Consider the following 1,446-nt stretch of genomic DNA (forward strand, 5'->3'; position numbering starts at 1 on the left):
CAAGTTGCATCGGTTCTCTGCTCAACAGAAGTGGGATCTGTTGCTGGAATACGACAAATGCCTGGACTGGGGTTCGAAGTCCGAGTTTTGCCGCAGGGTCCAAGTGCACTCCGGCACGTTCCGTGATTGGCTGGCTGCCCGGGAAGAAGGGCGGCTCCTGCCGCCGGGGGCTCAGCCGGGGCAAGGCGAGGGGAGCAAATGGATGACAGCGCGTGACAGGGATGAGCTCAAACGTCTCCGGGCTGAGAACGAGCGGCTGAAGAAAAAACTGGACAAATCGGAAGCCGCGGTCGAGATCCTGGGAAAAGCTGCCGCGCTTCTGGAGGCCATGGCCAGGAGCGCGGCAGCGACGGATCCTCATCTGGAAGAGCCGGAGCCTGGCCGTCCGGAATGGCTGAAGAAGCCCGACGGCGGGACGTCCTCTTCGGAGTGATCGCGGCCTTGCAAACGGTCGGTTTCGGGATCCGGCGGGCCTGCCTTTTGCTTGGGCTCTCGCATGAGACCTGGTACCGGCACCGCAGGGGAGAACGAGGCGGGAAGACCATCGCCCAGCGGGACCGTGCCTACCCCAACCGGATCAGCCCGGAGGAGGAGCAGAAGCTGCTCCTCCGGATCAATGACGAGGAGTATGCCGGCCTCTCGGTCACCCAGGCCGTGCGGCGGATGGCCGATGCCGGGGAGATCTATTGCTCGCTGGCCTCGGCCCACCGGATCATGGTCCGTCATGGCCAGAACGGGGACCGGCGGCGCAGATCCGGCGGGACCGCAACAGGTTCCCGGTCCAAGCCCGTTTGCCAGGCCACGGCCGCGAACCAGCTGTGGTCCTGGGACATCACGATGCTGCGGGGCCCCGGGAAGCAGCAGCTCAAGCTCTACACCATCATCGACGTGTTCTCCCGGAAGGTCATGGGCCACCGCGTCGAACACGTCGAAACCTCAGCCTTTGCCCGGGAACTCATCCAGCACGCCGTAACCGCAGCCAAAGCAGCCCCGCAGGTGCTCCACGCAGACAACGGAGGACCCATGAGGTCCGCCACCACCTGGGAACTGCTGCGGACCCTCGGGATCAGGGCCTCGCACTCCCGCCCGCGGGTTTCCAACGACAACCCCTATATCGAGTCACTATTCAAGACCGTGAAGTACTCCCTCGAATTCCCGGAACGCTTCGAATCACTGGACCACGCCCGGCAATTCACCCAATGGTTCTTCGAGGACTACAACAACCACCGCCTCCACAGCGGCCTGAACTGGTTCAGCCCCGCATCAGTGCACGACGGCACGGCAAACCTCATACGGCAGCGGCGGCAGCAGACCCACGAGGCCTACTACCGCCGCCATCCCGAGCGATTCCGGAACCAACCAACAATCCCCGGCCCACCCCCGGAAGCCTGGATCAATCAACCAACCCAAACCAACGAACTGTCACAGACAGCTTGATAAATTCCG

The 1,446-nt window shown here is 63.3% G+C and carries 2 protein-coding genes; both read left to right on the top strand.

Annotation, left to right across the window (positions count from 1 at the left end; all coding sequences use genetic code 11):
• On the top strand, window positions 1-433 hold a 433-nt coding region (locus OOZ51_RS22345), incomplete at its 5' end, for a transposase (RefSeq protein ID WP_323054826.1).
• A complete protein-coding gene (locus OOZ51_RS22350; protein WP_265982169.1) occupies window positions 391-1,437 on the top strand; it encodes an IS3 family transposase in 1,047 nt (348 codons plus the stop codon). The genes OOZ51_RS22345 and OOZ51_RS22350, both read left to right, overlap by 43 nt.
• Window positions 1,438-1,446: the final 9 nt, after the last annotated feature.

Origin of the sequence: Arthrobacter rhizophilus, assembly GCF_026241105.1 — a bacterium.
Lineage (GTDB): Bacteria > Actinomycetota > Actinomycetes > Actinomycetales > Micrococcaceae > Arthrobacter.